At 74.2% G+C, this 22,790-nt stretch carries 18 protein-coding genes and 1 pseudogene; 13 read left to right on the forward strand and 6 right to left on the reverse strand.

The features are described 5' to 3' along the window. Positions 1-158: 158 nt before the first annotated feature. Together ACIRGB_RS11970 and ACIRGB_RS11975 are read left to right on the forward strand one after the other, a co-directional pair. Positions 159-3,689 (forward strand): CHAT domain-containing protein, encoded by a 3,531-nt coding sequence (locus tag ACIRGB_RS11970; RefSeq protein WP_403862179.1) that lies wholly within the window; start codon positions 159-161, stop codon positions 3,687-3,689. Between the two features lie 51 nt (positions 3,690-3,740). Then, a complete protein-coding gene (locus ACIRGB_RS11975; RefSeq protein WP_403862182.1) occupies positions 3,741-4,925 on the forward strand; it encodes a tetratricopeptide repeat protein in 1,185 nt (394 codons plus the stop codon). A gap of 18 nt (positions 4,926-4,943) precedes the next feature. On the opposite strand, the gene ACIRGB_RS11980 is transcribed toward ACIRGB_RS11975, so the two are convergent. Next, positions 4,944-5,315 carry a winged helix-turn-helix transcriptional regulator gene (locus ACIRGB_RS11980; protein WP_403862184.1) on the reverse strand — a complete coding sequence of 124 codons (372 nt, stop codon included), beginning with the start codon at positions 5,313-5,315 and terminating at the stop codon, positions 4,944-4,946. 83 nt (positions 5,316-5,398) lie between these two features. Here ACIRGB_RS11980 and ACIRGB_RS11985 point away from each other — a divergent pair, with 83 nt between their 5' ends. From ACIRGB_RS11985 to ACIRGB_RS12005, 5 genes are all read left to right on the forward strand, one after another. Next, a complete protein-coding gene (locus ACIRGB_RS11985) occupies positions 5,399-6,310 on the forward strand; it encodes an NAD(P)-dependent oxidoreductase (RefSeq protein WP_403862187.1) in 912 nt (303 codons plus the stop codon). A 76-nt stretch (positions 6,311-6,386) separates the two neighbouring features. Further along, positions 6,387-6,923, forward strand: coding sequence for a GNAT family N-acetyltransferase (locus ACIRGB_RS11990; RefSeq protein WP_403862190.1), 537 nt, complete (start codon positions 6,387-6,389; stop codon positions 6,921-6,923). 79 nt (positions 6,924-7,002) lie between these two features. Continuing rightward, complete coding sequence (locus ACIRGB_RS11995) at positions 7,003-8,511, forward strand: ABC transporter substrate-binding protein (protein ID WP_403862193.1); 1,509 nt, start codon at positions 7,003-7,005, stop codon at positions 8,509-8,511. A 3-nt stretch (positions 8,512-8,514) separates the two neighbouring features. Further along, complete coding sequence (locus ACIRGB_RS12000) at positions 8,515-10,332, forward strand: ABC transporter permease subunit (protein WP_403862195.1); 1,818 nt, start codon at positions 8,515-8,517, stop codon at positions 10,330-10,332. A gap of 1 nt (position 10,333) precedes the next feature. Beyond that, complete coding sequence (locus ACIRGB_RS12005) at positions 10,334-11,584, forward strand: MDR family MFS transporter (protein WP_403862197.1); 1,251 nt, start codon at positions 10,334-10,336, stop codon at positions 11,582-11,584. Between the two features lie 45 nt (positions 11,585-11,629). On the opposite strand, the gene ACIRGB_RS12010 is transcribed toward ACIRGB_RS12005, so the two are convergent. After that, complete coding sequence (locus tag ACIRGB_RS12010) at positions 11,630-12,415, reverse strand: CDP-alcohol phosphatidyltransferase family protein (RefSeq protein ID WP_403862199.1); 786 nt, start codon at positions 12,413-12,415, stop codon at positions 11,630-11,632. 109 nt (positions 12,416-12,524) lie between these two features. On the opposite strand from ACIRGB_RS12010, the gene ACIRGB_RS12015 reads away from it, so the two are divergent. The 5 genes from ACIRGB_RS12015 to ACIRGB_RS12035 all read left to right on the forward strand — a co-directional run bounded on the left by ACIRGB_RS12015 (position 12,525) and on the right by ACIRGB_RS12035 (position 17,712). Next, complete coding sequence (locus tag ACIRGB_RS12015) at positions 12,525-13,535, forward strand: zinc-binding alcohol dehydrogenase (RefSeq protein ID WP_403862201.1); 1,011 nt, start codon at positions 12,525-12,527, stop codon at positions 13,533-13,535. Positions 13,536-13,650: 115 nt separating this feature from the next. Then, positions 13,651-14,049, forward strand: a complete 399-nt coding sequence (locus ACIRGB_RS12020; RefSeq protein WP_403862204.1) for a 6-pyruvoyl trahydropterin synthase family protein — start codon at positions 13,651-13,653, stop codon at positions 14,047-14,049. An 11-nt stretch (positions 14,050-14,060) separates the two neighbouring features. Further along, entirely contained in the window at positions 14,061-15,284 is a 1,224-nt protein-coding gene (locus ACIRGB_RS12025) for a glycosyltransferase family 4 protein (protein WP_403863442.1), read from the forward strand. After that, positions 15,281-16,498, forward strand: a complete 1,218-nt coding sequence (locus ACIRGB_RS12030; RefSeq protein WP_403862207.1) for a hypothetical protein — start codon at positions 15,281-15,283, stop codon at positions 16,496-16,498. The genes ACIRGB_RS12025 and ACIRGB_RS12030 overlap by 4 nt, the downstream gene beginning before the upstream one ends. Continuing rightward, positions 16,495-17,712: a lysylphosphatidylglycerol synthase transmembrane domain-containing protein gene (locus ACIRGB_RS12035; RefSeq protein WP_403862210.1), complete on the forward strand. Its 1,218-nt coding sequence runs from the start codon at positions 16,495-16,497 to the stop codon at positions 17,710-17,712. Before ACIRGB_RS12030 ends, ACIRGB_RS12035 begins: the two co-directional genes overlap by 4 nt. Here the strand turns inward: ACIRGB_RS12035 and ACIRGB_RS12040 are convergent. Next, positions 17,598-18,308: pseudogene (locus tag ACIRGB_RS12040) on the reverse strand (creatininase family protein); the annotation flags it as partial. The gene ACIRGB_RS12035 and the pseudogene ACIRGB_RS12040 sit on opposite strands and share 115 nt — an antisense overlap. Positions 18,309-18,361: 53 nt before the next feature. Between ACIRGB_RS12040 and ribA the strand changes: the two are divergent. Then, positions 18,362-19,024 carry a GTP cyclohydrolase II gene (gene ribA / locus ACIRGB_RS12045; RefSeq protein ID WP_403862213.1) on the forward strand — a complete coding sequence of 221 codons (663 nt, stop codon included), beginning with the start codon at positions 18,362-18,364 and terminating at the stop codon, positions 19,022-19,024. A gap of 31 nt (positions 19,025-19,055) precedes the next feature. Here ribA and ACIRGB_RS12050 read toward each other — a convergent pair whose 3' ends face one another. The 3 genes from ACIRGB_RS12050 to gnd all read right to left on the reverse strand — a co-directional run bounded on the left by ACIRGB_RS12050 (position 19,056) and on the right by gnd (position 22,790). Continuing rightward, complete coding sequence (locus tag ACIRGB_RS12050) at positions 19,056-20,285, reverse strand: serine hydrolase domain-containing protein (protein ID WP_403863445.1); 1,230 nt, start codon at positions 20,283-20,285, stop codon at positions 19,056-19,058. Positions 20,286-20,376: 91 nt separating this feature from the next. Further along, a complete protein-coding gene (locus ACIRGB_RS12055) occupies positions 20,377-21,852 on the reverse strand; it encodes a membrane-associated oxidoreductase (RefSeq protein ID WP_403862216.1) in 1,476 nt (491 codons plus the stop codon). Between the two features lie 56 nt (positions 21,853-21,908). After that, positions 21,909-22,790, reverse strand: coding sequence for a phosphogluconate dehydrogenase (NAD(+)-dependent, decarboxylating) (gene gnd, locus ACIRGB_RS12060; RefSeq protein WP_403862219.1), 882 nt, complete (start codon positions 22,788-22,790; stop codon positions 21,909-21,911).

Here is a 22,790-nt window from a genome sequence, read left to right on the forward strand (position 1 = left end):
TCGGACGCCGATGCCGGTCGGCCGCGATTGTACGTCGGCCGTCGGCAGCCGCCCGTACGGCGGTTCGCCGTACGCCGTTGCAGCCGCGGCGCGTTCGCTATCGTGAGCATGGGCCGCGCAGTGCCGAGAGAACTCGGCCCGGCGGTGTGACACCGGGGGTGGGCGTGTTCGACGCGGGCCGGGCTCGGGCGGGGGACGGACGGGACGAGGAAGCGCTCGCCGGCCGACTGCTGTCCCACCACCTCAGGACGGGTGACCGGCAGGCCCTCGACCAGGCGATCGCGCTCTACCAGCAGTTGCTCACCACGGCGGCGCCGGAGCCCGGACGGGGTCTCGCCCGGGCCGCCGCCAACCTGATGGCCGCTTTCCAGACTCGTTACCAACTGCTGGGGCGCCCGGACGACGTGGAGGCACTGGTCGAGCTGGGCCGTGAACGGGCGGCGTGCGAACCGGTTCACCCGCAGGACGTACGGCTGCTGGGCCTCGCGTACCAACAGAGGTTCGAGCTGTACGGGCGGCCCGACGACCTCGACCGAGCGGTGGACACGTTCGACCGGGCCGCCCGCCTCCCTCAGGAGGCCGAGACCGCGGCGCAGTCACTCGGCGCCCTCGCGGAGGTGCTGCACATGCGGCACAAAATCACCGTCGACCGCGCCACGGCCCCGGAGGAACCCCACGCCCCACAACCCCAGTCCCCGGACTCCGCCGCCCCCGCACTCACGGATCTCCTGCGCGCGACGGACGCCCAACGCCGCGCGGTCCACGTGCTGCCGGCCGAGTCGGACGACCGACCCGGTTACCTGAGCAACCTGGCGGCGATGCGTCACGACGCGTATCTGTCCGAGGGAGACCTCAGCGCCCTGGGGGAGGCCCTCGACCTGTGGAGCACCGCGCTGGAAGCCGCTCCCCGGGGTGGGCCGGTCCGCCCGCTCGTCCTGCGCAACCTCACCCAGGCCCTGCGCGAGCGGCACGAGCACTCTCCCGAGGAGGCCCACCGGCAGGAGATGCTGCGGGTCCACCGCATGGCCCTGGCCGAATGCCCGCCAGGCCACCCGGAGCGCGCCGACCTGCTCGCCGGCCTCGGCGTCGCCCTGCGCATGGCCGCCGAGGACACCGACGAGCAGGCGTTGCTTGAGGAGTCCGCGGCGTTGCTGCGCGAGGCGCTGCCCTACTACAGTCCGGGCACCCCGCAACGCGCCAGGAGGCTGAACAGCCTCGGGAACACCCTGCACAGGCTGGCTCAGCGGACCGGTGACGCGGCGCTGCTGGACGAAGCCGTCGCCACCCTGCGCACCGCCCTCGACGAGGAGGAGCCCGGCACGGACGGGTACGCCGGGACCCTGGCCAACCTCGCCGTCACCCTGCGCGAGCGCGCCCTCCAGACCGACGATCTGTCCTCCCTGCGGGAAGCCGCCCGGCTGGCCAGGGAAGCGCTCCACGCCTCCCGGAACCCCCAGGTTCTCCAGGCCGGACGACTCGGCAATCTGGGGGTGGTCCTGCAAAGCTGGCACGGCGCGACCGGCGACACCACGGCCGCCGACGAGGCGATCGAGGTCGCCCGCCAGGCACTGGCACTGGTGCCCGCGGCCGGTCAGCCGCGCGCCGACCGGCTGAACCATCTCGCCAACGCCCTGCGGGGCCGGTTCGCGTCCACCACTGACGTGGCAGACCTCGACGAGGCGGTCGGCCTGCTGGAGGAAGCTGTCCGGCAGGTGCCCTACGGCGACCCGTTGCTCGCGCTGCTTCTCTCCAACCTCGGCTCCGCCCGGCTCACCAAGCACCACGCCACCGGCGAACCCGGCGAGTTGGAACAAGCCGTCAGCGAACTGGGCCGCGCCGTATGGGCCGTCGCCGAGGGCACCGCGACCCACGGCACCTACCTGAAGTCGTACGGCGACGCACTGCGCGCCCTGCATCACCGGGACGGTGACCCGGGAGTACTCCGTGCCGCCGGGGACGCCTACCGGCAGGCTGCCGGAACCAGGTCCCTGCCCGCCTACGAACGGGTCCTCGCGGCCTGGGAATGGGGTGCCGCCGCCGGGGACGGCCACCGATGGGAGGAGGCCCTGCCGGGTTACGAACTCGCCCTGGAGCTGCTGCCGTTCGCCGCGTCTGGCCGACTGGTCCGGGGTGACCAGGAACGCGGTCTGTCCCGGGTGCGGGGCCTGGCCGCCGAAGCCGCCGCCTGCGCCGTCAACGCCGGCCGGCCGGAGCACGCGGTGCTGCTGCTGGAACAGGGCCGGGGCGTCCTGCTGGGCCGGACCATGGCCACCCGCGACGGGCTCGGACGACTGCGCGGTGCCCACCCGGCCCTCGCCGACCGCTTCTCCCGCCTGCGTACACGGCTCGACGCGCTCGATGGGCTGGAGGCCGCGGACGCTGCGGATGCCGCGGACGGCGCGGACGCTGCCCGGAGCGGGCGGACGTCCGGGACCACCGATCTGCGGCACGCCCTCGCGGTCGAGCTGGAGCACCTGGTCGCCGAGATCCGCACCCGGCCCGGCTTCTCCGACTTCCTCGGCCCACCGACCATGGAGGCGGTGCTGGACTGCGCCGACCAGGGCCCGGTGGTGCTCGCCTACGTCAGCGAGTTCCGCAGCGACGCCTTGGTGCTGCGGGCCGGCGAAGTCCTCCTCGTCCCCCTGCCGCACGCCACCCCGCAGGCCGTCGGCGAACAGGCGGACCGCCTCGAGCGGGCGCTCGCCGACGCGGCCGACCCCGCCCGCGACCGGGCGGCCCAGCAGACCGTCAGCGAGGTGCTGGCCTGGACGTGGGACCACGTCACCGGACCCGTGCTCGGCCGACTCGGGGTGCGCGGGCCCACGCCCGACGGTGAGTGGCAGCGCTTGTGGTGGTCACCGGGCGGCGCACTGGCCTCGCTGCCCCTGCACGCGGCGGGTCACCACGACGACGCCCCCGGCGCCGTACCGGACGGCGGACCCGAACCCGACCCGGCGTCCGACCCGACGGCGGGCGCACCGGAACCACGGACGGTACTGGACCGGGTGGTCTCCTCCTACACGCCGACCGTCACCGCTCTCCGGTACGCCAGGGCCCGGGCCGCCGCCCCCCGCCCGCACGGCGCGGTGCTCGCCGTGGCGCTTCCCGACACGCCCGGTGCCCGGCCGCTCGGCGGCGCTCGGCGCGAGGTGGAGGTCCTGCGCGGACTCCTGCCCACCGAAGTACTGTCCGAGGAGCACGCCACCTTCGAACGAGTGATGGAGGCCCTGCCCCGTCATCCGTGCGTGCACTTCGCCTGCCACGGCGTCAGCGAGCCCGCCGACCCCTCCAACGGCCGGCTCCTGGTGCACGACCACGCCACCCGCCCCCTGACGGTCCGCGCGATCTCCCACCTGGAACTGCCGGCGGCACGGCTCGCGGTCATGTCCGCGTGCGAGACGGCGCGGGGCGGCGGGGAACTGGCCGACGAGTCCATCCACATCACCTCCGCCTTCCAGCTCGCGGGGTACGCCAACGCCGTCGGCACACTCTGGCCGGTGCACGACGCGGTGGCCGTCCGCGTCACCCGCCTCCTCTACCGGGAGCTGTGCACCGAAGGAGCCGGCGGCGGTCCGGAACTGGACGACACGAGGACGGCCCACGCCCTGCACCAGGCGGTCCTCCGGTGCCGCGCCACCTTCGCCGCCAGCCCCAGCCTGTGGGCGGCACACGTGCACGCGGGCGCCTGAGACACCGGCAGCTACGAGGAAACACCGGCAGCTACGAGGAGGCGGTTCACGATGGCCCGATGGTGGCGGCGACGAGCCGCGGAAGACGGCGAGGGCGTCGGCGCGCAGCCGCCGCCGGACCCGAACGCACAGCCGCCCGCGGGCGGCCCCGGGAACGCGCGGCGGCCGGCCGGGGGACACATCACCTTCACGGAGGTCACGGAGGGCCAGCCGGAGCAGGAGATCGCCCGTGTGAGGATCTCCGCGGAGGAGCTCCACACCATGCGGGCCCGGTCCGCCATCAACACCCTGGGCTCCGAGCACCCGGACGCCCTCACCGCCATACGCGAACTCGCCCAGGTCCTGGTGACCATCCCCGGACGGGGCGAAGAAGCCGTCGAGCTCTACCAGCATGTGGCCCGCACCCAGTGGACCACGCTCGGCGACCGTCACGAGGAAACCCTGCGCGCCTCCGCCGAGTTGGCCGAGGCGCTCCACACCACCGGGCAGCTGAGCCTCGCCGAGACGGCGTGGCGCGACACCTTCCGCGCCCAGGCGGAGACACTCGGCCGCGACCACCCCGACGCGCTGCGCAGCGCCACCCGGCTCGCGGCGGTCCTGGAGGACCTCGGCCGGGCCCCCGAAGCGGAGCCGCTGGTGAGGGACGTCCTGGAACGCCGCATCCGGCAGCTCGGCCCCGAGCACCCCGATGTCCTCTCCGCCACCAACGAGCACGCCGCCTCCCTGCTCAAGTGCGGCCGTCACGAGGAGGCCGAGCGCGCCCTGCGCGCCCTCGTGTCCCGACTGGAGGACCGCTACGGGCCCGACGACGAGCACACGATCGCGGCCCGCAGCAACCTGGGCGCCGTCCTGGTCCGCCTGGACCGCCATGCCGAGGCGGAAGAGCACATCCGCGCCGTCGTACGGGCGACGGAAGCGACGTTGGGGCCGGACCACGAGACCACCTTCACCGCGCGCAACAATCTCGCGGCCGTCCTGCACGCCCAGGAGCGCTACGAGGAAGCCGTGCCCATCCTGCGCGCGATCCTGAGCAGACACGTCGCACTCCGCGGAGACGACCACCCGGTCACGGTCGCCACCCGCGACAACCTCGCCAACGTCCTGATCGACGTCGGCCACCACGCGGAGGCCGCCGAACTGCTCGACCGCTGCGTACGCGACTACCGCCGTCTGCACGGCCCCGGACACCCCGGTCTGCGGGCCGCCGAGGAGAGGCTGGCCTGGCTGCGCTCTTGAGATGCACGTGCCGCACGTTCACCCTGGGGCGGTCCCGGCTGCCTGGACCGCCTCGCACCCTTCGCGCCGTATCCGCTCGGTGCCCCACACACCGAGCGGTCCGAGGGCTTGATTGAGTGTGCGGCCGTGCTCGGTCAGGGAGTACTCCACCCGCGGCGGCACCTCGGCATACACCTCCCGGTGCACCAGCCCGTCCGCCTCCATTTCCCGCAGATGCTGGGTGAGCATCTTCTCGCTCACGCCCGGCAGTCCACGCCGCAGCTCGGCGAAGCGGCGTACGCCATGGGCGTCGAGCTCCCAGAGGATTAGTCCCTTCCACTTGCCGCTCACGACATCGAGCGCAGCGTCGATGCCACAGATGTACGGCCCGGACCTCGCCGCCTTGGCCATCGCTCAGCCCCTTACGAAATGGTAAGTACCGCAGTAATTAGTGGGTACTTCCGAGACTACCGGCGCCCTCCGAGGATGAAGGGGTGAACGCACACAAGGACCGCACCACCAGCCGCAACACCCCTGTTTCCGTCATCGGGCTGGGCCCGATGGGCCAGGCCGTCGTACGCACCCTCCTCGCCGCGGGCCACCCGGTCACCGTCTGGAACCGCACCGCGAGCCGCGCCGACGGCGTCGTCGACGCGGGAGCGACGCACGCGAAGACACCCCGCGAGGCCGTCGAGGCGAGCGAACTGGTGCTGCTCAGCCTGACCGACTACCAGGCGATGTACGACATCCTCGACGACGCCACCGAAGCGCTCGCCGGGCGCACCCTGGTCAACCTCAGCTCCGACACCCCCGACCGCACCCGCGAGGCGGCGGCGTGGGCCACCCGCCACGGCGCCGCGTTCCTCACCGGAGGCATCATGGTCCCCGCGCCCATGGTCGGCACGGACGCGGCCCACATCTACTACAGCGGCCCCGAGGCCCTGTTGCGAAGACACCGGGACACCCTGGAACTGCTGGGCACTCCCGAACACCTGGGCGGGGACCCGGGCCTCGCCCAGCTGATGTACCAGGCCCAGCTCGCGGTGTTCCTCACCACCCTGTCCGGCCTGATGCACGCCACCGCGATGCTGGGCACCGCGGGCATGAAGGCCGCGGAGGCGCTGCCCCGGCTCCTCACCTTCACCGACTCGATCGGCGCCATCCTGAGGGCGGGCGAGGAACACCCCGGCGCCGCGCTCGACGCCGGCGAACACCCCGGCCACCTCAGCACGGTCACCATGATGGGCGCGACGGCCGACCACATCGTCGACACCAGCACGTCACTCGGCCTCGACCTCGCCCTCCCGACAGCCGTCCAGACCCACTACCGGCAAGCCATCGAGCACGGCCACGGCAGCGACAACTGGACCCGCATCATCGACAGCATCCGGAAACCACGCGGCTGAGCACGGATGCGGGATGAGGCCGGCGGCCGCCGGGGGGCGTGGAGCAGTACATTCCCTTAATGCGTACGATGTGCAAGTGCGCACCAGTGACTACACCATCCGGACGGCGACCCCCGCCGACCTGCCCTCCGCCCGGGCCGTCATGCTCGACACCGTCTACCGGGACTTCGGTACCGGGTACGTCCCGCGCTGGCACGCCGATGTCATCGATCTGGCCGGGGCCTATCTGACCCCCGCCCGGCACACCCTCCTCGTCGCGGTGGACGCGGAGGGGGAGGTCGTCGCCACCGGTGCGCTCGACTCGCGGGGGCCCGCGCATCCGCCGAACCCCGCGCATGTCGCCGAGCGGTACCCCTCCGGTGTGACCGCGCAGTTGCGGCGGGTGTATGTGCGGCCCGGGCATCGGCGGCGGGGGCTCGCGCGTCGACTTGTCGACGAGTTGCTGGCGTTCGCCGTCGCCGACGGGGGATACCGGGCCGTCTACCTGCACACCGACCCCGCCGTCACCGGGGCGGAGCCCTTCTGGCGGTCGTTGGCCAAGGTGGTGCACGACGAGCGGGAGGACGCGGGTGGTGGGCAGGGGATCGTGCACTTCGACGTCCCCCTGGGGTGAGGTAGGCATGGAAATCGTTTTCATGTAGTCTCCAGTTCGCTCTCGCCCGCCCGCCCCGCACCTGATCGATCCGAGGACCATGCGCTCCCACCGCCGCCCCCGGCTGCTCGCCCCGCTCCTGTTGATCCCGCTCGTCACGAGCTGCTTCGCCTCCGGAGGCGGTGACGACTCCGGAGCCGGTGGCGGCAAGGGCGGTGACGGTGCCCGGCTCCGCGTCGCCCTCGCCTTCCCGCCCGCCGAGAACCTGTCCCCGTACGGCGCCGACGCCACCCTGCTGAGCCGCCTCGGGGTCACGGAGGGACTCACCGCCCTCGACGCCAACGGCTCCGCCGCCCCCGCGCTCGCCGCGTCCTGGCGCAGGGACGGGGAGAAGGTCTGGGAGTTCACCCTCCGCGACGCGACCTTCCAGGACGGCAGCGAGGTGACCCCTGCCTCCGTCGCCGACTCCCTCACGCACGCCACCGACGCCGAGCCCGCCCCCGCCGCCCTCGCCGGTGTCGACCTCAGCGCCGAGGCGAGCGGTGAGCGGGTCGTCCGGATCACCACGACCGAGCCCGACCCCGTGCTGCCGCTGCGGCTCTCCAGCCCCAGCCTCGCCATCCTGTCCAAGGACGCCTACGGCACGAGCGACCGCGTCGACCCCGTCGGCCACGCCACCGGGCCCTTCGAGCTGACCAAGGTCAACGGCGCCACCTCCGCCTCCCTCGACCGGTTCGACGACTACTGGGGCGGTCGCGCGCAGGCCGCCGGTATCGACGCGCGCTTCATCGCCGACGGCACCGCCCGTGCCAACGCCCTGCGGACCGGGGAACTCGACATCGCCGAGGCCGTTCCGGTCGCCCAGGCGGCGTCGCTCGACAAGGACACGCGGCGCGACACCGCCACCACCCGGACCACCAGCCTGCTCCTCAACGCCTCCTCCGGTCCCTTCGAGGACCCCGGGCTGCGGGCCGCCGCCCGGGAGGCCCTCGACACCTCCGTGTTCGCCAAGGACGTGTACGAGGGGTACGCCGACCCCGGTGCCGGTGTCTACGGGCCCGCCGTCACCTGGGCGGAAGGGAAGCGGAGCGAGCCGGTCGGGCGGGCGGCGGCCAAGAAGGCCGACGGCGCCACCCTCACCCTCGCCACCTACGACAACCGGCCCGAGCTGCCCGAGGTCGCCCAGGTGGTCAAGCAGCAGCTGGAGAAGGCCGGGTTCACGGTCAAGCTCACCGTGCGGGAGTACTCGCGGCTCGAAGGCGACGCCCTCGACGGGAAGTTCGACGCCTTCGTGCTCGCCCGGAACACGCTCCTCGACACCGGTGACCCGGTCGCCGTCCTCGCCGGCGACTACACCTGCGACGGCGGCTTCAACATCGCCCAGCTCTGCGACAAGGGCGTCGACCGCGCCGTCGCCGACGCCGAGAAGATCGCCGACACCGCGAAGCGACAGGACGCCGCCATGGCCGCCGAGGCCCGCATCCTCGGCAGCGACGCCGTCGTACCGCTCGTGCACCAGCGCATCATCACCGGCGTCGCCGACTCCGTGCGGGGCGTGATCCTCGACCCGTACGAGCGCACCCTCGTCGGCACCGGCACCCGGCGCTGAACCGTGCGGCAGCGCGTGGCCACCCTGGTGTGGCGGGTCCTGCTCGCGGCCGGGCTCGTGTGCGGGATCGGGCTGCTGCCCTGGCTCACCCGCACCGACCCCGCGTACACCGTCCTCAAGGCACGGTCCGCCGAGCGCGAGCCCACGCCCGAAGTGCTCGCCGCCATCCGGCGGCAGCTCGGGATCGACGGCGGGCCCGCGCACGTGCTCACCGGCTGGCTGGGCGGACTCGTGCGCGGGGACGCCGGGCGGTCGTGGATCTCCGGGACCGACGTACTGCCCGACGTGCTCCGCGCGCTCGGTGCCTCGCTGCTGCTCATGGGTGTCGCGCTGCTCGTCGCCGTCCTCACCGCCGGGGCGATCTGCGCGCGCACCCTGCGGCTGGGCGCCCGGCGGCGGCTCGGTGGGCGGCGCGCGGGCGGGAGCGGGTCCGCCGTCCTCGCCTCGCTGCCCGAGTTCCTCGTCGCCTCCGTGCTCGCCACCGTCGTCGGGGTGCAGCTGGGATGGCTGCCCGCGCTGGGCTGGTACGGGCCGCAGTGGACCGTGCTGCCCGCGCTCGCCCTCGGGCTGCCCGCGGGGGCCGTGCTCGGGCGGCTGCTCGACGATCTGCTGCCCGGCGCCTTCGGCGAGCCCTGGGCGCTGGCCGCCGCGGCCCGCGGGCTGACCGGCCGGTCCATCGCCCGCCAGGCCGTACGGCGGTGCGTGCCCGCGCTGCTGCCCAACCTCGGCCTGTTCGTCGTCGGGCTGACCGGCGGGGCCGTCGCCGTCGAGCAGGTCTTCGACATCCCAGGGCTCGGACGCACCACCCTTCAGGCCGCCCTCGCGCAGGACCTCCCCGTCCTCCAGGCCGGCACCCTCGCCCTGCTCCTGCTCGCCGCGCTCGCGACCGGCGCCACCCGCGTCGCCGCCCGGCTGCTCACCGGGCCCGCGCTGCGCGACGGCGCCCTGTCCTCGCTGCACCGTCCCACTGTGCCCGCCGGCGGGCTGCTGCCCCTGCTCTACGGCGCCCTCCTGCTCGCCGTCGTCGGGTGCGGGCTGGCCCGTGACCCGCTCGCCCTCGACACGGGGCAGCGGCTGCGGGCACCCTCCCCCGACCACCCCTTCGGCACCGACGCCCTCGGGCGCGACCTGCTCGCCCGCGTCGGCCACGGGGCGCTGGACACCCTGCTCCTCGCCGCCGTCATCAGCGCCGCCGCCCTGCTCGCGGGCGTACTGCTCGGGCTCGTGCCCCGGGTCTCCGGGCCGCTCGTCGACACCGTCAACGCCGTACCGCCGGTGCTCGTCGCGCTGCTCGTCACCGCCGTCGCCGGGAGCGGAGCGGCCACCCCCGCGTTCGCCGTGGGCGCCGTCGCCTGGGCGCCGCTCGCCGCGCACACCTCCTCCCTGCTGCGGCAGGAGCGCGCCACGCTGCACCTCACCGCCACCAAGGGGCTGGGCGCGGGACGGGTCCAACTGCTGCGGTACGAACTGCTGCCCGCCGTGGTGCCGCCGGTCCTGAGGCACGCCCTGCTGCGACTGCCCGGCGTCGCCCTCGCGCTCGCCTCACTCGGCTTCCTCGGCCTCGGCGCCCAGCCGCCGTCCCCCGAGTGGGGCCTGCTCCTCGCCGAGAACCAGCCCTACGCCGAGCGCGCCCCCTGGGCCGTCCTCGCCCCCGCCGCCGTCCTCGCCCTGCTCGGCGCGCTGGCCGTCAGCGCCGCGGGCGGCATACGCCGACCGGCCCGGCGACGCCCCGCACGGACCGTCGGCGGGGCCGAGAAGGGCAACGAGGCCGAGCGGCGGTCCGTCCCGGCGGCGGAGACGGAACCGGCCGGAGCCCGGTGACATGGCCTCCGCACCCGCCTCCACCGGGCGATCCGCGCGGGCGTCCGGCCGCCGTACCGCCCCGCTCGCCTCACTCTCCCCGCTGCTCCGGCTGCTCATCCTCACCCAACTCGCCTTCAACATCGGCTTCTTCGCCGTGCTGCCCTTCCTCGCCGAGCACCTGGGGCAGTCCGTCGGCATGGCGGGGTGGCTGGTCGGGTTCGTGCTCGGGCTGCGGACCTTCAGCCAGCAGGGGCTGTTCGTGGTCGGCGGGGCGCTCACCGACCGCTACGGCATCCGGCCCGTCGTGCTCGCCGGGTGCGTGCTGCGGATCGCCGGGTTCGTCTGGCTCGGGTTCGCCGAGCGGACCTGGGCCGTCGTCGGTGCCGTACTGCTGATCGGGTTCGCCGCCGCGCTCTTCTCGCCGGCCGTCGAGTCCGAGGTCGCCCGGCAGGCCGTCGTACGGGAGGCGGAAGGGGGCGGGGACCGGACGCGGGTGCTCGCGCTGTTCACCGTCGCCGGGCAGGCCGGTGCCTTCGTCGGGCCGCTGCTGGGGGCGCTGCTGCTCGCCGTCGACTTCCGTACCGCCTGCCTCGCCGGGGCCGGGGTCTTCGTACTGGTCCTCGGCGGGCACGCGTGGCTGCTGCCGCAGCGTGTACCCGGGCGGGACCGGGTCCGGATGAAGGGCGGGGCGCGGCTCGTGCTGCGCAACCGGCGCTTCCTCGCCCTGTGTTGCGCCTACGGCGCCTACCTGCTCGCCTACAACCAGCTCTACCTGGCCCTGCCCGCCGAGGTGGAGCGGGTCGCCGGTTCGCAGGCGCCGCTGGCCTGGCTGTTCGCGCTGTCGTCGCTGCTGGTGGTGACCGCGCAGTTGCCGGTGACCCGGTGGGCGGGGGAGCGGCTGGCGCCGCGCCGGTCGATGGTGGCGGGGCTGGTGCTCATCGCCGTCGGGTTCGCCGTGGTCGGCCTCGCGCGGCCCGCGGGGTGGACGGGGACGGGTGGGCTGGTGCCCGCCGCCGGGTTCGTCGTCCTGCTCACCCTCGGGCAGATGCTCGTCGCACCCGTCGCCCGCGCCTGGGTGCCGGACCTCGCCGAGGACGGGCGGCTCGGGCTGTACACCGGGGCGCTGTCCTCGGTCTCCGGGCTCGTCGTGCTGGCCGGCAGCTCCGCGACCGGCCTGCTGATGGACACCGGGCTGCCGGTCGCGGTGCCGTGGCTGGTGCTGGCCGCCGTACCGCTGGGCGCGGTGTGGCTGCTGCCCCGGCGCGGCTGACGCGTACGGGCAGCGGCACGGGGGAGCCCTGGCCGCCGCCGGACCTCACCGGGCCACGAGCTCCCGCGGCGCCGCGACCCGTGCCGCGGGAACCCGCGACCGGCGCCACAGCCACCGCACGTCCCGCCCGAACGACCACACCAGCAGGCCCAGCGCCACCGCCACCACCCCGGCGTTCACCGCGCGCGGCAGCAGCTCCGCGCCCGCCAGGAGCAGCAGGACGCCCTGCAACGCGGCCACCGTCTTGCGGGCCGTGCTCGGCGGCAGCGCGGCGGTCAGCCACGGCCACACCCGGGCCGCCGCCACGAACACGTACCGCATGCCGCCGATCAGCAGCACCCACGGGCCCAGGTCCATCGCGACGTACACGCTGAGCACCAGGATCAGGAACGCGTCGACCTCCATGTCGAAGCGCGCACCCAGCGGGCTGGACGTGCCGGTGCGGCGGGCGACCTTGCCGTCCACGCCGTCCAGGACCAGGGCCACGGCCGTCAGCCCGACGAGGAGGGAGACCGGCGGCGCGCTGCGGAAGGAGTCGGCGACCAGGGCGGTGACCCCGCCGACCAGGGTGGCCCGGCCGAGGGTGACCCGGTTGGCCGGGCCGAACGCCGGCAGCCGGGAGCGGTGCAGGGCCCGGGAGAGCACCGCCCAGCTCGCGAACGCGAACACCAGGCCGGTCAGCCAGCCCGCCGTGTCCATGCCGATCGCGGTACCGAGCAGCGCCAGCAGCAGGACCTGCGCGCCGGCCCCCACCGCCGTCTCCTGCTGTACGGACCTCGCGGCACCGACGTCATACGCCTCGCACCCGTCGTACGTGTTGTTCAGGGCCACCGAACGTCCTCCGGCCGTGTGACAGAGTCGATCAACGCCGCTACCTTGTGCGCGGCTCGTGCATCCCTCGGTACGTGAGTGGCTTCCCGATCGTTCAGGAGGACGTGAGATGACACGCAGGGCACGTGCGTTCTGGCTCGAAGCGCCGGGCCGGGGCGCGATCCGCGAGGTGGAGCTGCCGGCACCGGGCGCCGACGAGGTGCTGGTGCGCACGCTCTTCAGCGGCGTCAGCCGCGGCACCGAGACCCTCGTCTTCGACGGCCGGGTGCCCGGGAACCAGTACACGGTCATGCGCGCGCCGTTCCAGGAGGGCGACTTCCCCGGGCCGGTGAAGTACGGCTACCTCAGCGTCGGTGTGGTGGAGGAGGGGCCCGGGCGTCTCGTCGGGCGCACCGTGTTCTGTCTCCACCCGCACCAGACGCGGTACGTCGTCCCGGCCGCCGCCGTCACCCCCGTGCCCGCGGAGGTCCCCGCCGGGCGGGCCGTGCTCGCCGGCACCGTCGAGACCGCCGTCAACGCCCTGTGGGACGCGGCGCCGCTGGTCGGCGACCGGGTCACCGTGGTCGGCGGTGGCATGGTCGGCTGCTCGGTCGCCGCCCTGCTGGCCCGTTTCCCGGGCGTCCGCGTGGAGTTGGTCGACGCCGACCCGGCCCGGGCGAAGGTCGCCGAGGCGCTTGGCGTCGGCTTCGCCACCCCGGGCGACGCCGTCGGCGACCGCGATCTCGTCGTGCACGCCAGTGCGACGGAAGCCGGACTCGCCCGCTCACTGGAGCTGCTGCGCCCCGAGGGCACCGTCGTCGAACTGAGCTGGTACGGCGACCGGCGCGTCGCCCTGCCGCTCGGCGAGGCCTTCCACTCCCGGCGGCTGACCCTGCGCGGCAGCCAGGTCGGCACCGTCTCCCCGGCCCGCGCGGCCACCCGCGGCTACGCCGACCGGCTCGCCCTCGCCCTCGAACTGCTCGCCGACCCGGCGCTGGACGCGCTCGTCACCGGCGAGTCCGCGTTCGCCGAACTGCCGGACGTGATGCCGCGGTTGGCCTCCGGTGAGATCCCCGCACTGTGCCACCGGATCCGTTACGACCGGGAGGAGAGCGGGACCGGCACCGACCCGGGCGCCTGACCTTGCGGAAAGACGTACGGCCCACTGAACAGGGGAAGGCATCCAGCCGTAATAGACGGCACCCCGCGCAGCGACCGGCGGGGGATCAGACGCGCCACACCTGGAGGGTCGTCCGTTGTTCAGCATCACCGTCCGCGATCACATCATGATCGCCCACAGCTTCCGCGGCGACGTCTTCGGGCCCGCGCAACGCCTGCACGGGGCGACGTTCCTGGTGGACGCCACCTTCCGGCGCGAGCAGCTGGACGAGGACAACATCGTCGTCGACATCGGCCTGGCCACCCAGGAGCTGGGTGCCGTCGTGGGCGCACTGAACTACCGCAACCTCGACAACGAACCCGACTTCGCCGGTCTCAACACCTCCACGGAGTTCCTGGCCAAGGTCATCGCCGACCGGCTCGCCGAGCGCGTGCACAAGGGGGCGCTCGGCGAGGGGGCCAGAGGCCTGACCGGGCTCACCGTCACGCTGCACGAGTCGCATGTCGCCTGGGCCAGTTACGAGCGTGCGCTGTGACCGGCACGTCCGTGGAAGCGGCGACCGGATCGCCCGCGGGTCGGACGCGGCTGGCCTACGTCCCCGCCCAGCTGACCGGGTCTGTTTCGGCCCCGGTCCCGGCTCCGGCTCCGCCGAGGAACGGGGGGATCGTCCCCATGTCCCTGCGCTCCGTGCACTTCGTCATGCCGGGCGGGGTCGACGACCCGGCCGCGCCGAGTGGCGGCAACGCCTACGACCGGCGGGTGCGGCTCGACCTGCCCGGCTTCGGCTGGCGGGTACGGGGGCTGCCCGTGCCCGGCGACTGGCCCCGGCCGGACGACGCGGCCCGCGCCGAACTCGCCTGTGTACTGCGGGGGTTGCCGGACGGCGCGGTCGTCCTCCTCGACGGTCTGGTCGCCTGCGGGGTGCCGGAGATCGTCGTCCCGGAGGCCGAACGGCTGCGCATGGCCGTCCTCGTCCACCTCCCGCTCGGCGACGAGACCGGCCTCGACCCCGCGGTGGCCGCCGAACTGGACGCCCGCGAGCGCACGGTGCTGCGTGCCGTGCCGGCCGTCGTCGCCACCAGCGACTGGGCGGTGCGACGCCTCGTCTCCCACCACGGCCTCGATCCGGCCCGGGTCCACGTCGCCGCCCCCGGCGCCGACATCGCGCCCCTCGCACCCGGTACCGACGGCGTCTCCCGGCTGGTGTGCGTCGCCGCGGTCACGCCCCGCAAGGGCCAGCACCGGCTGGTGGAGGCCCTGGCGGCCGTGGCCGACCTGCCGTGGAGCTGTGTGTGCGTCGGCGGGCTCGGACAGGACCCGGAGTACGTCGACCGCCTGCGGACGCTGATCGCACGGCACGGCCTGGAGGAACGGCTGGTGCTCGCCGGCCCGCGGGCCGGAGCCGACCTGGACGCCACCTACGCCTCCGCCGACCTGATGGTCCTCAACTCCTACGCCGAGACGTACGGCATGGCGGTGACCGAGGCCCTCGCGCGCGGCATCCCCGTGCTGGCGACGGACGTCGGCGGCCTCCCGGAGGCGGTCGGCCGCGCACCCGACGGCGGAGTACCCGGCATCCTCGTCCCGCCGGAGGACCCCCTCGCGCTCGCCGCCGAACTCCGCGGCTGGTTCGGCGAGACGGAGGTGCGCCGCCAGCTGAAGGCCGCCGCCCGCGGTCGCCGTGCCGCCCTGAACGGCTGGGCGAGCACGGCCCGGAGCCTGGCCGACGTACTGCGCCGACTGCCGGGCGAACCGGGGAGGACGGCATGAGCCAGAGGAAGCCCCCCGCACCGGGCGCCATCCCGGCCCAGCCGGGCCCCCAGGACGCCCCCGACACCGCTGTCCCCGCTGCGAGCCCGGCCCGCCGTGCCGCCCCAGACCCTGTCGAGTGGCCCGCTCCCGGCGTCGGCGATGGGTCGGGTGAGGATCGGGCGGATCGGCGCACCGAACGGCCCGTGGGCGGCGCCGGTCACCGCGCCGCGCGGCCGGCGGACGATCCCGCCCTGTGGACGGAGGCCCTGGCCGAGCCGTCTACTGTTCGACCGCTTGCGGACGGTCGTACGGCGGCGCGGCGCGACGGTCACGGGCGGCCCGGCACCGAGGGGGCCACCGTCCGCCTGCGCGGAGTCCCGGACCGCGAGTACCCCGACGACCCCCCGCGCTACGCCCCCGAGTGGCTGCGGCTGCGGGAGCCCGTCGATGCCGCCGCCCGCGCGCACGGCCTGCTCGGCCCGTTGCGGGACCGGCTCGCCGAACTGCCGGGGCGGGTGGACGGGCTGGTGGTGCACGACGTGGGCTGCGGTACCGGGTCGATGGGGCGCTGGCTCGCCCCGCTGCTGGACGGCGCCCAGCACTGGGTGCTGCACGACCGGGACCCCTACCTGCTGCACTTCGCGGCCGCCGCCGCCCCGCGCACCGCCGCCGACGGCAGCCCAGTCACCGTCGAGACGCGGCGCGGGGACCTCGCCCGCCTCACCCCGGACGCCCTGGCCGGCGCCGCGCTGGTGACGGCGTCCGCGCTGCTCGACGTCCTCACCGCCGAGGAGGTCGGCACCCTCGCCGCCGCCTGTGCCGCCGCCGGTTGCCCGGCGTTGCTGACCCTCTCCGTCGCCGGACGTGTCGACCTCGCCCCGGCACACCCGCTGGACGCCGAGATCACCGAGGCGTTCAACGACCACCAGCGGCGCACCGGCATGCTCGGGCCGGACGCGGTCGAGGCGGCGGCCGAGGTCTTCGCCGGGCACGGCGCCACCGTACGGACGCAGCCCAGCCCTTGGCGGCTCGGTCCCGGCGAGGCCGGGCTCACCGCCCAGTGGCTGCGGGGCTGGGTCGGTGCGGCCGTGGAACAGCGCCCGGAACTGCGGGAGCGGGCCGACCGGTACCTGGACGAGCGCCTCGCGGCCTGCGCGGCAGGGGAGTTGCGCGTGGTCGTCCACCACACCGACCTGCTGGCGCTGTGCCGGCCGACGGGCGGGGCCCCGTGAGCGCACCGACACTGCCGACGGCACCGGCCGTACCGGCGCGGGCCCTGCCGACGCCGCCGCGCCCGGACCCTCCCGTCGGCGCCCGGACTCCCCGCCGCCGCGCCCTGCGCACCCACCTCGGCACGCTCGCCGGCACCGCCGTCCTCGCCGTGCTCCTGTGGCGGCTGGGGACCGGCGCCCTCCTGGACGGGCTCAGCCGGATCGACGGGTCCACGGTGCTGGCGGCCCTCGGGATCGGGCTGGTCACCACCGTATTCAGCGCCTGGCGCTGGGCCCTGGTGGCCCGGGGCCTGCGCATCCGGTTGCCGTTCGCGGCGGCCGTCGCCGACTACTACCGCGCTCTGTTCCTCAACGCCGCCCTGCCTGGCGGTGTCCTCGGTGACGTGCACCGCGCGGTGCGGCACGGGCGGAGCGCCGGGGACCTCGGGCGCGGCGTGCGGGCCGTGGTCCTCGAACGGGTCGCGGGGCAGCTGGCGTTGATTGGGGTCGGGGCCGCCGTACTGCTCACCATGCCGTCCCCGGTGCTCGACGGGGCCCGGCGGGTCGCCCCGCCCGCGGCCCTCGCCCTGGCCGGAGCACTCGCCGTCGTCCTCGCCCTGCGCATGAACCGGACGCCCGCACGCCCGACGCCCGCACGCCGGGGACGGGCCCTGCGGGCGACGCTGGCTGCGGCACGGGCCGGGCTGCTGTCCCGGCGGAACCTGCCGGGGGTCGCGCTCTCCTCCGGCGTCGTGCTCGCCGGGCACCTCACGATGTTCGTGCTCGCCGCCCGGGTCGCCGGCAGCGCCGCCTCCGTCGCCGCGCTCACCCCGCTGGCCGTGCTGGCGCTGCTCGCCATGGGACTGCCGCTGAACGTCGGCGGCTGGGGCCCCAGGGAGGGCGTCACCGCCTGGGCGTTCGGCGCGGCGGGGCTGGGCGCGGGCACCGGGATGGGCACGGCGGTGGTGTACGGCGTGCTCAGTCTGGTGGCGAGCCTGCCCGGTGCCGTCGTCCTCGTCGCCCGCCGACGCGCCGTGCGCTACCCGCGCTCGACTGCGGAGCCGCCCGAGCCGCCCGCGCCGCCAGAGCTGCCCGAGCCCTCGGACACGGTGGCCTTCACCGCCGTCAGCAGCGCGAAGCATTCCGCGAAGGAATCCGCGAGGCCCGCCAGCAGTTCCTTCCCCTTTTCCGCCGAGCCCAGTGAAGGACGCCCGATGACACCGGAAGCGGTATAGGCGGACATACCGAGGGAGAGCAGATGGCGCCGGTCGTCCGCGACGAAATCGGCGGCCTCGTAACCGGGCCGGACCAATTCGGGGTGCGCGTGCAGAAGAATGGAGGTCTCGATTTCCCCCGCGTGCATGTCGGTGAGCAGCGAGGTGGCCACCCCCGCCCGCTGCCGCGCCGCCTCCCAGTCCTCCGCGGCCGGGAACAGCGCCGTCCGCTCACCGCGCGCGGAGGACTCCTGGACGAGATTGCCCAGGACGTAGTTGCCGCCGTGTCCGTTGACCACGACCAGGGCCTCGACACCGGAACGGCGCAGCGAGTCCGCTATGTCCCGCACCATCGCGTGCAGGGTCACGGCGGAGACGCTGACGGTCCCGGGCCAGTCCGCGTGCTCGTGCGAGCAGCCGATCGTCACCGGCGGCAGCAGCCGCACCGGATACGCGCCGGCCAACTCGCGGGCGACGGCGCACGCGACGAGGGTGTCGGTCGCCAGCGGAAGGTACGGGCCGTGCTGCTCGTAACTCCCGACCGGCAGCACCGCGACCTTGGCGCCGCGTGCGCGCACGTCTTCGCTCGTGTCCGCCGGCACCAGTGAAACATCCATTTCCGCACGGCCTTTCATCTCGGTTGAGCAATCTGTTGAGGAACGCGAAAATCATGACAGAAAAAATCGGTGTACTCGGCAAGAAAGCATCCCAGCGTACGGACGTGGAGCGGATCGTGGTGACACCGCTGCCCACCGTCTACGGGAAATTCCGGGCCTACGGCTATCTCGACCACGAACGCGGCGACGAGCAAGTGGCCCTCGTCCACGGCGACCCGGGCGCCGAGGGCGTGCTCACCCGGCTCCACTCGGAGTGCCTGACCGGCGACGCCTTCGGCTCCCGGCACTGCGAGTGCGGCGCCCAACTCGCCTCCGCGCTGCGGCAGGTGGCCGACGCGGGCAGCGGGGTCGTGGTCTATCTGCGCGGCCACGAGGGGCGCGGCATCGGTCTGCTCGCCAAGCTGCGCGCGATGGCGTTGCAGGCGGAGGGCCTGGACACGGTCGAGGCGAACCTCGCCCTCGGCCTGCCGGTGGACGCCCGGGACTACGGCGTCGCCGCCCGCATCCTCGACGACCTCGGCGTGCGGTCGGTGCGGCTGATGTCCAACAACCCTCGCAAGCGGGAGGCGTTGGTGCGGCACGGCATCGAGGTCGCCGAGCAGGTGCCGCTGCTGATACCGCCGTGCGAGTCGAACATCAGCTATCTGCGCACCAAGCGGGAACGGCTCGACCACCACCTGCCCCACCTGGACGCCATGGCGCACGTGTCCTCCTGAGCGCGAGGCGCCGGGCCGGGCAGGTCCGGGATCAGTCCGCGACGGCGTCGTGCACCAGCCGCTTCAGGTCCGGGTAGACCGTGTGCGAGGCCCTCGGCCGCACCTGGGTCATGAACTGCACCGTCAGTTCGCGGCCCGGGTCGACCCAGAAGGTGGTCGTGGCCACCCCGCTCCAGCCGTACGTGCCGAGCCCGGAGGGCGACCGGGTGCGGCTCGGGTCGGTCACCACCGAGACGCCGAGGCCGAAGCCGACACCGTCGTTGCCGGGCTCGTCGTGCGCCGGGCGGCTGCCGAAGGAACGCAGGTCGGCGCCGCCCGGGAGGTGGTTGCGGGTCATCAGGTCCACCGTCGCCGGGGCGAGCAGCCGGACACCGTCGAGTTCCCCGCGGCGGCGCAGCAGTTCCGCGAAGCGGTGCACGTCGTACGCGGACGAAACCAGGCCGCCGCTGCCCGACAGGAACCGCGGCCGGCCCCGCAGCGGCAGCCCGGGGACCGGGGTGATGCCGCCGTCCTCCGTCTCGCCGTACAGCTCGGCCAGGCGGCCCGCCTGCGCGTCGGTGACGTGGAAGCCGGTGTCCGTCATGCCCAGCGGTCCGAAGATCCGCTCGGCGCAGAACACGTCGAGGGGCTGCCCGGACACCACCTCGACCAGCCGCCCCAGTACGTTGCTGGCCACCGAGTAGTTCCACTCGGTGCCCGGTTCGAACTGGAGGGGCAGGCTCGCGTACAGGTCGACCGTCTCGGCCAGGTCCGAGCCCGGCAGCACCGAGGACTCCACCCCGGCCGCCCGGTACAGCGCGTCGACGGGATGGGTGCGGTAGAAGCCGAACGTCAGCCCCGCGGTGTGGGTCATCAGGTGCCGGACGCGCACCGGACCGGCGGCCGGCCGGGTGACGACCTCGTCCCCGCTCCCCTCGACGTACACCCGCGGTTCGGCGAAGGCCGGCAGATACCGGTCCACGGGGTCCTCCAGCGCCAGCCGGCCCTCCTCCACCAGGGTCAGCACGGCCACGGACGTGACCGGCTTGGTCATGGAGTAGATCCGCCACAGCGTGTCGGCCGTCACCGGGAGCCCCGCCGCCACGTCCCGCAGTCCGTGCACCGTCAGATGGGCGACGCGGCCGCCGCGCGCGACGGCCACCAGGAACCCGGGCAGCCGGCCCTCGTCGACCTGCCGGGCGAAGTGCAGGTCGAGCCGGTCCAGTGCCGCGGGGTCCAGCCCGGCCGCACCCGCGTCGACCTCCTGCCGCAGGGTTGGCATCGCCATCGTTCTCCTTGATCGTTCGTCCGGGACGCGTCCGGCATACCCCGTTCACGCCTCCCCGGAACGCCCGGCCCCGGCACGAAGATCCTCACTGGCGGCTGACCGTGCGGGTCAGGCCGGTGATCACCGTCGTGGCCAGGATCCAGCCGGTGATGATCAGGACGTAGGAGAGCGTCTGGTACCCGCCCTTCGGCGCGAACGCGTTCTCCTGACCGAAGGAGATCACCGGCAGCAGCAGGTCGAGGGTGTAGAAGACCGGGTTGAAGCCGGGCGCCTCCGCCGGCTTGAGCGGCGGCGGATGATGCAGCCCGTACGCGACCGAGCCGACCGCCAGCAGCGACAGCAGCCAGCCGCCCGCGCGCAGCGGACGGAAGCCGTACCCGACCGCGATGTCCTGGAGGTGCCCCCACAGGCGCCCGTACCAGGGCAGGGTGCGCCGGCGCCGCCGCTGCTTGGCGAGCTGCACGAGGCGGGCCGCGTCGTCGTCGCCGATCCGCCGGTAGGCGGCGGTCAACTGCTCATAGGTGAAGGGGAGATAGCTGTCGCCCTTCTCCAGCATCGGCAGCCGCCGCTCGGCGGGCTCGTGCGGGATGAGCGAGGTGTAGGTGAGGTCGTTGAGCTGGACCCAGTCCGGCACCACCTCCGGTTGCAGGAACAGCACGTCCACCTGGGCGCGGCGCAGATTCAGCGCGCCCCGCACCACCGGGCCCTCCCGCAGCCAGAGTTCGCCGATCACGCAACTGCTCGCGCGCAGCGCGGTGTCCCCGGCGTTGTCCAGCCGGGCGTGCGACAGGTCCAGCCGGCCGGGTATCCGGGCGCCGCGCAGCTCCAGGCGGCCCCGGACGTCCGCGCGCCGCATCAGCACGTCGGCCTCGGCCGCGAGCGTCTCGGCGTGGACGGCGGTGCCGCCCGGCCGGGTCAGCACCGCGTCGTTGAGATTGACCGTGCCGGTCACCCGGGCGCCGGTGAGCCGGACCTCGCCGCCCGCGCGCAGCCCCGGCGCCCACAGGTCGGCGCCGAGTACCGCCTGGTTCAGCTGGAGCACCGGCCCCTCGGTGTCCGGCGCCTCGATGCGGGTGCTCTCCAGGTACAGGCTGCCGGTAACCTCCGCACCCGCGAGCCGCACCATTCCGCCGAACCGGGCCCGGGTCAGCCGCAGCACGCCCTCCACCCGGACCGCGTGCGAGATCAGCCCGGGCAGCACGGACTCGCTCAGGTTCAGCTCGCGCAGCCGGGCCCCGTAGAACCTCGGTGCCTCGTCGAAGTGGCAGTGCCGCAGCCGCACGGGATGGTCGACCGTCGCGTACTGAAGATCCAGCCGTCCGGTGACCCGGGCGCCGGCCAGGCTGAGCGCCGCGACCCGGCCCTCCTCCCGGGGGCCGTCCAGGAGCAGGGAACGCAGCACGCTCGCGCGCACGGACCGTTCCGGCCCCCAGGTACCGCCCCCGGCGGGGTCGTCGAGGTCCGCGGCGGAGGAGTCAGCGGTGCGAAAGTCCACGTCGGTGCCCGAGGCGAACGCGCGCCACAGACGCGACTCGGCCGGTGTCAGGTCGTTGATCTCCATCAGGGAGGGACTCTGACCCGAACCGGCCGGTCACGTCAACGTGCTTCGTGCGCCGCCTACTTCTTGGCGGACTCCACCGCGTGCCCGCCGAACTGGTTGCGCAGCGCGGCGATCATCTTCATCTGCGGCGAGTCGTCCTGCCGGGACGCGAACCGCGTGAAGAGGGAGGCCGTGATCGCGGGCAGCGGCACGGCGTTGTCGATGGCCGCCTCCACGGTCCAGCGGCCCTCGCCGGAGTCCTCCGCGTACCCGCGCAGCTTCTCCAGGTGGTGGTCCTCGTCGAGGGCGTTGACGGCCAGGTCCAGGAGCCAGGAGCGGATGACGGTGCCCTCCTGCCAGGAGCGGAAGACCTCGCGGACGTTGTCCACGGAGTCGACCTTCTCCAGCAGCTCCCAGCCCTCGGCGTAGGCCTGCATCATGGCGTACTCGATGCCGTTGTGGACCATCTTGGCGAAGTGCCCGGCACCGACCCGGCCCGCGTGCACGTAGCCGTAGGGGCCGTCCGGCTTGAGCGCGTCGAAGACCGGCTTGAGGTCCTCGACGGTCTCCTTGTCGCCGCCGACCATCAGGGCGTAGCCGTTCTTCAGGCCCCACACGCCGCCCGAGACGCCCGCGTCGACGAAGTTGATGCCGCGCTTGCCCAGCTCCTCGGCGTGCTTCTCGTCGTCCGTCCAGCGGGAGTTGCCGCCGTCGATGACGGTGTCGCCGGGCTTGAGCAGCGTCGCCAGCTGGTCGATGACGTGCTGCGTGGCGCCGCCGGCCGGCACCATCACCCAGACCGCGCGCGGCCGCTCCAGCTGGTCGACCAGCTCGACCAGGCTGTCGACGTCGGCCCGCTCGGGGTTGGTGTCGTATCCGACGACGGTGTGGCCGGCGTTGCGCAGCCGCTCGCGCATGTTGCCGCCCATCTTGCCGAGACCAACAAGACCGATCTGCAT

It is taken from the genome of Streptomyces sp. NPDC102490 (assembly GCF_044765285.1).
In the GTDB taxonomy this organism is placed as follows: domain Bacteria; phylum Actinomycetota; class Actinomycetes; order Streptomycetales; family Streptomycetaceae; genus Streptomyces.